Raw genomic sequence first — 7,191 nt, forward strand, 5'->3', positions numbered from 1 at the left:
GGACAGAAGGCAGAAGGCAGGAGGCAAAGAAAGGTTAAAAGGTAAAAGGTTTTTTTATCACTGATTATCCGGACATGATATTAGTGCTAATATTAATATCAAAAGCTCAATAGACTTACGAAATTAGGAAAACAATAATGAGCAAAATTTCTGAAATTACCATAGAAGAATTACTAGAACTTTACGCTGCCGGGAAGCGGGATTTTACTAGATACACAATCAAACACACAGACCAATATTTCGAGAACGGAATCGACTTAAGGGGAGTAAAATTTAGAGGAGATAGCTTGGAAGCCATATTTTTCTCCCTAGAAAACAGTAACTTGAGTGGAGCCGATCTTAGAGGTATTAACTTTCGCAAAGCTAATCTGGACTGCTGTAATTTAAGTGGAGCTTTACTCAACAAAGCTTCTTTATGGTGTGCTGGCCTAAATAGAGCCAACCTAAGTGGGGCTAACCTAAGTGGAGCTAGTCTAAGTGGGACTACTTTTGTGACAGCTAATTTGAAGGGAGCTAATTTGAGCAAGACTAAGCTTTATGAAACCTCTTTCAATTGTGCCGACCTCAGCGGTGTAAATTTTAGCAATGCCAAGATTCACCGCCCGATTTACTTTGATAAAGCTAATTTAACTCAAGTTGACTTCACAAAAGTTACCTTAGATATTGCTTGGGATGAAATTAGTTTTAAAGAAGCCTATTTCGAAAATACAATTATGCCAGATGGCAGCATCCGCAACAGTTAATCTCAATCTCAATAACCTTTAAGTAAACCCCCTAACTTTTAAAGAAAGTGGTGAGACAATTACTGCTCTCGTTAGTGCTAATATTGATATCAAAAGCTCAATAGACTTACGAAATTAGGAAAACAATAATGAGTAAAATTTCTGAAATTACCATAGAAGAATTACTAGAACTTTACGCTGCCGGACAGCGGGATTTTAGTAGATTTATCATCAAAGACACAGACCTAGAATTTGAGAATGGAATTGACTTAAGGGGAGTAAAATTTAGGGGAGATAGCTTGTCCCGCCTTATCTATGTCCTACAAAACAGTAACTTGAGTAAAGCCGATCTTAGAGGCATTGATTTAGGCGAGCGTCTTCTTGATGGAGCTAATTTAAGTGGCGCTCTACTTAACAAAGCTGACTTATGGTGTGCGGGTCTTGATAGAGCGAACCTAAGTGGAGCAAACCTAAGTGGGGCTAGCTTAACTAGCGCTACCTTTTGGAGGGCTAATTTAATGGGAGCTAACCTGAGTAAAACTAGGCTGTATGAAACTCGTTTTGATCGTGCAGACCTCAGCGGTGTAAATTTTAGCAATGCCAAAATTAAGGGTCCAGTTTGGTTCAATAAAGCCAATTTAACTCAAGTTGACTTCACAAAAGTTATCTTAGATATTAGTTGGGATGAAATTAGTTTTAAAGAAGCTTATTTTGAAAATACAATCATGCCAGATGGTACTGTCCGCAACAGTTAATCTCGCTCTCAATAACTTTAAGTAAATCCCCTAACTTTTTGAGAAAGTGCTGAGACAACTATTGAAATCATTCATGTTAACAAACTTACGAAATTAGGAAAACAATAATGAGTAAAATTTATGAAATTACTATAGAAGAATTACTAGAACTTTACGCTGCCGGACAGCGGGATTTTAGTAGATTTATCATCAAATACACAGGCCAGTATTTCGATAACGGAATCGACTTAAGGGGAGTCAAATTCAGGGGAGATAGCTTGGAAGACCTCATCTATGCTCTACAAAATAGTGACTTGAGTGGAGCCGATCTCAGAGGTATTAATTTAAGAGAGCGTCTTCTCGATGGAGCTAATTTAAGTGGCGCTCTACTTAACAAAGCTGACTTATGGCGTACTGGTCTAAATAGAGCTAATCTGAGTGGAGCCAACCTAAGTGGTGCTGATTTGCAAGAAGCTACCTTTGTAACAGCTAATTTGAAGGAAGCTAATTTGAGCAAGACTACGCTTTATGAAACTTCCTTCTATTGTGCCGATCTCAGTGGTGTAAATTTTAGCAAAGCCAAGATTAATGGTCCAGTTTGGTTCAATGAAGCTAATTTAACTCAAGTTGACTTCACAAAAATTATCTTAGATATTAGTTGGGATAACATTGACTTTAGAGAAGCCTATTTTGAAAATACAATTATGCCAGATGGTACCATCCGCAACAGTTAATCTCCCTCTCAATAAACTTAAGTAAACCCCCTAACTTTTCTGGAAAAGTTAGGAGATTTATAAATTTTTAACCAGTCAATTTATCCATCATTTACGATGTTTTTTTTTAGTTCAACCAAAACAGACAATCAGTCAACAGGTTTCTATTGTTTACCATGTTTTTTGAGATTTTCCTTGATCTCGGGGTCTGTAATATTAGAAAGGAAATCATAGGAAAAAGTCTCCCCAGATTTTTTTTAAGTCATTATTAAGTATCAGTTCCAGTTTTTCAATACTCATTCGGAAATCAGTCCAACTCTTTGCTTTACCTGTTGCTGGTACTTTGCCGTAGTCAATGTTGTGAGTCTCGAAAGTATTGTTAGGAATGTGTACGGCATAAGCATAGTCAGGATATTCTGATGTTGAACCTTTGTTAAATCCCATAATAACTTTCCAAAATCTGTCAGGAACTTGGATTTTTTCGACTTCTTTTTCAGGAGTTGTTTCTTTTGAGTTTGTTGCAGCTTCAAATTCTTTGAAAATATTCCAATTTTTTTCGTCACCACCAGTTCCTTTTACTCCAGAAATGACATGAATTTGATGCTGAAATTGTTCAGTATCAGTCCGTAATTGTGCTTCTAGTTGGCTCCACATTCCTCGGTTTAGTTTTTGATCTTGGGGAAAAATATTCGTTGTCAAGAAAGTAGCATATAAATCTTTTGCGCTTCGACTTCTATCCTTGGAAGCACTTAAATGCCCTCTTTCTGGCAAGAAAAATGCTTTTCTTTTCTTGACAAAATGCTCGTAGTCTTTTTCTGAGTAATGTTTCTGAACCTGGGTTCTAAAATTGTAATCATCCTGCTTGACTTTATACCAACCCGTACCATCTAAGTCTGGATCTTCTGCAAATCCTCTAGGTCTTTTAATACCTTTTGTTCCAGTACTTTCTTCAGTACTTTTTACTGATAGCCACGAACCATCAAACACAGAACTTACCCAATTAGGAGTATTGCGAGTTTTATTGAACGAAATCGTGTATTGTGGCTTTTCAATCAAGTAATTGTTCTTATAACCCTCTGGAGTAGAATTTCTGGCATCAGTAGGATTGCCAAACCTTAAACTGTTACTTTGAAACAAGACATTATCTAGGTAGACTATTGGTTCCTTCTTACCAGTAGACTGCAACTTTAGATCGATAGTTGCTGTTTTGCCTCTCAAATTGTCTGGAACTGGAATAAAGAAAGATTCAAATCCTTTTTTTCCATAATCAATTTTGTATTTATCCTCTTGATAAGAAGATGGAATATCGTTAACTTTACTGTTGCTTGCGTTTTGTAAGAGGATTGTTTCTGTGTGAGAAGCGCTACCGTCTAGGGGATTGATACTCACAAGAAGTTCTCCACGCAAGTCTTTCTTATTAACTCCTGGTGCATGAACATCTAAGCGCAATACACCCCAATCAGGTATAACAGATGACTTGTGTGTAATACTTTGGTCTCGTTCTAACTTCAAGGTGTAGTTGAGTTGAGTACCTTCAAAACCTATTTTATTTCGCTGTTTGTCAAAAGTTTTAATTTCACGCCAATCTACTAAGTTATTGGTAGTAGGTGAAGAAGATGAATTAGTGTAAGACCACCCTGCAAGAGGTTTGTCACTATCGACTGTACCCGGAGCAACAACATCAAAATTTCCATTAAACAAAGTCGGCACCGCAAAGTCACCCCGCAAAGAGTTACCAACATCCCCACCAGTATAAGTATTGTCATCAGAAACAGAACGCCGATTTTTCTTCAAATAATCCTGAAACTCCTTAAAGTCCCCAAAGTCACCCCGACTCTTCTTCACACCATTAACAAAATACGATCGCAAATCCTTACCCCCACCATTAACCGAATAAAACCAACCCGTGCCAATACCTTCCCACGGCGCATTCTCATCACCATGAGGGAAATTAGCATTAACATGACCGGGCACAAACCAACTCTTATCCGAACCCAAATTCTCAGCCAACAAATCCCCAAACCGTCGGAAAACCTGCTGCTTGACCTGTGGAATCTGACTCTCATTCAAATTAGCAGTACCCCCATACCAAGACACCGCAGCATGATGAGGATTATCTGACGCCTTAGCAGAGTCAAACCCTGCCCACTTTTCCAACTCTTGATTGTTATCAGCTTCAGTCAAAAGCTTACCCCGAATCACTTTCTCATCCCCTTCAGGAGCTTGTTGCTGATAATAATTATCCGCATAAGTCACATTATCCCAAATCACAATCTCAGGGTCGAGCATTCGAGCATAAGCCTCAAAGTCACCACTAACAGTTTCAGGATTATACTCAAAAGGATCGACCGTAGTAAAATGCAAATCCCGATTTTCAGCGTTCCTACCACCTGCATTAGGGAAATAAGTACCCAAACGTTGGACAATCTCAGTATTCACCACCGCACCTTGACCGAAACCAACAAAATGCAACGGCGAATTAAACACCGCCCCCTGAGAGCGAATCAAATCCCCATTCTCATCATACAAACTATCACCACCAACAGTACCACCATACTTAAAATCTAAATCCACCAAAGAGGTAAACAAACCATCAGCAGCAGCTTCAGCCACACCAGCACTTCGGAAACTACCATTATCCGTACCCAGTCCATTCATCCAATCAGCCAACAACACCAATGGTTTACCCTCAACAGGAGAAACAGGAGAAGCAGTCCACCCATTAATCGAATCATTATAAGTTACAGAATTCCACTTTCCAGATGTTGGAGAGTAGCGCATTACCGCAGCACCAGCATCCTCCATTTGTTCTGCCATCGCATCTACCGTCTGCTGAGTAAAAGACTTAGACTCCGGTGACATCACACCCTGCGTCAACACCGTCACGCTACTAAATTGGTTGCTGCCATCCTTAATTTCCGGCAAATTAGTCTCAAAATCACCAGTCACAGTTAATCCACTACCCGGTGCATTTTTGACCTCATCCTTCCACTCGACCTCCACTGCCCAATGATAAGTTTGACCCCCTGTTAACATCCGTTCGTCAGGCAGAGTAAATTGTTGAAAAGTATTAGAAGCATTGGGAATATCTTGGTTGTTCTGCACCCACTTCCATCCACCATTCTCCCACTTAGCAGTCAAAATACGTTGGGGATTCAAATCCGTCTCAGGCTTATCTTTAAGCTCGTCCCAATCATCGCCAGGCAACAATCCCTGACCTTTAGGAAACACGCTCATATACAACTTGACAGACTTAATATCTTCTTCTTTTGCAGGCGCGAGCAAGCAAGAATCACAATCATCACCCTCTGACGACTTGCTCCCTGGGCGGAAAATATTCCACTTCAAAGTCGGCGTTAAATCATCTCCATCCGGCTCCTCCAGAGATATCAACGTCCCCTTAGACGCCATCTCAACCCCCCAAGGCAAAGTACCCGTAGAAATCGGACCCCGCTCGCTACCATCCGGCACCTTCCACTCAATCTCCCGCGTAAACGGATTCGTACTCACCACCTGCAAATCCGCAGCCACACTCACATTCGGATTCACAACATCAATCGCCTGAGTCTCCAACTGAGTCTGCTTAGTCGGGTCATTAATAGTCGAAATCATCTCCCTGACATCAAAAGCAAAAGTACTCTCTATCCCCGGATAAGCAGCAAACAAAAATCGATTGTCACTAGACAAAGCCAAATCGCTAGTATTTCCAAACGGAATCCTTTGCGTTCCTGCCACCAACTGCGGATTATCCCCCAAAGCATCCTTAATAATTCCTACATTACTCTTACCATCAAAACTCCCGAAGTTCAAGGTAAAATTCCGCATATTGAAACCAGCCACAAAAGCATAATCAGTACCAGTCACCTCATCATAAATCACCTCTACATCCACCGCTTCATTCACATCAAAACTATCAAATGGCCCCAAACTCATCGGAGCATAAGTGGTCGTGGCCTCAAAATTCAGAGGGTCATTATTCACAATAGTCAACACCCCATAACCCTTGGGTTCGTCAGAGCGATTAGTAAAAGCCATCTTCAACTCATCCGAAGTAGCCGTAATTCCCTCAGTTCCACGACCACCATCAATGGCTCCAATCTGCTGATGCCACTTGCGCACATTATCGCTACCACCTACAGGACGGTCTTCTGGGTCAATATTTACCACCAAAATCTGACCCACATTAGATGTTCCTCCATCTGGAGTCGTAGCAAATAATCGCTTGCCATCACTACTAATTGCCAATTTCTTCAACCCACTGGGTGCATCTCCAACATCAATAGTTTCAACGTGCTGATTATAATCAGGGGAATTGGGGTTGATATCGATTACATAAATCTGACCCTTGTTACCATCACCTACATAAGCATAATTATCTAGGGGGTCAATAATCAGAGGGCGCGGACTAGAATCATCAGGCAAAGCAATGGGATTTACTCCTTCCACATCGGGTTGAGTATCCAACTGTCGAAATCCTTGCAAGTCTAACACTGCTAGAGCGCTACCTCCTTCCAAAGTTACATAAGCTCTGGATGCTTCACTTGTGGCTGCCGTATAACGAGGGCGACTTCCTACTGGAATGCTGGCTAACAATAAGTCTTGACTTGATGATTCGTTTGATGCAATTACTTCTAGAGGGTTGCGAGCATTAATCAGATTGACTCGGTTGCTAAATGTCATGGTTGTCATGGCTAATTCTACCCGCTCTTCTACTGGTAACTGTATCGTTTCAGTTTCAACAATTGTTTCGGTGCCAATTATGGAGGTGATGGTTTTTTCTACGGAAACAGATGCTTCTCCATAGGGAACATAGTCGCTTACTACTGCAATTTTTCCTTCTGCTAGATTACTCAATTCTGGTAAAATTGTACCTGGATAAGCTTTGTCTCCTAAATGGAAGTTCACTTCTAACTCATCAAGATTATTGCCGAAATTCTCTCCTTCTAGGAAGATAACTCTTCCAGCTACTTGATTTGACCCATCATCTGACGGTGGTGGTACTTTTACTTCTACTTTTGTTAA

4 protein-coding genes are annotated in these 7,191 nt (G+C 40.6%); 3 read left to right on the forward strand and 1 reads right to left on the reverse strand.

The window, feature by feature from the left end; translation table 11 throughout:
* Window positions 1-137 precede the first annotated feature (137 nt).
* From SAGCYANO_RS32720 to SAGCYANO_RS32730, 3 genes are all read left to right on the forward strand, one after another.
* On the forward strand, window positions 138-743 hold the full coding sequence (locus tag SAGCYANO_RS32720; RefSeq protein WP_202223886.1) for a pentapeptide repeat-containing protein: 606 nt from the start codon (window positions 138-140) through the stop codon (window positions 741-743).
* A 128-nt stretch (window positions 744-871) separates the two neighbouring features.
* Window positions 872-1,477, forward strand: a complete 606-nt coding sequence (locus SAGCYANO_RS48310; RefSeq protein WP_202223887.1) for a pentapeptide repeat-containing protein — start codon at window positions 872-874, stop codon at window positions 1,475-1,477.
* A gap of 107 nt (window positions 1,478-1,584) precedes the next feature.
* Window positions 1,585-2,190, forward strand: a complete 606-nt coding sequence (locus tag SAGCYANO_RS32730; RefSeq protein WP_202223888.1) for a pentapeptide repeat-containing protein — start codon at window positions 1,585-1,587, stop codon at window positions 2,188-2,190.
* Window positions 2,191-2,397: 207 nt separating this feature from the next.
* Here SAGCYANO_RS32730 and SAGCYANO_RS32735 read toward each other — a convergent pair.
* On the reverse strand, window positions 2,398-7,191 hold a 4,794-nt coding region (locus SAGCYANO_RS32735; RefSeq protein WP_202223889.1), incomplete at its 5' end, for a DNA/RNA non-specific endonuclease.

This window comes from Okeania sp. KiyG1, assembly GCF_014132355.1.
In the GTDB taxonomy this organism is placed as follows: domain Bacteria; phylum Cyanobacteriota; class Cyanobacteriia; order Cyanobacteriales; family Microcoleaceae; genus Okeania.

What these genes read in the sequence shown, in the direction of transcription:
- SAGCYANO_RS32720 (WP_202223886.1), top strand. Translation starts at nt 138, where the DNA reads ATGAGCAAAATTTCTGAAATTACCATAGAAGAATTACTAGAACTTTAC.
- SAGCYANO_RS48310 (WP_202223887.1), top strand. Translation starts at nt 872, where the DNA reads ATGAGTAAAATTTCTGAAATTACCATAGAAGAATTACTAGAACTTTAC.
- SAGCYANO_RS32730 (WP_202223888.1), top strand. Translation starts at nt 1,585, where the DNA reads ATGAGTAAAATTTATGAAATTACTATAGAAGAATTACTAGAACTTTAC.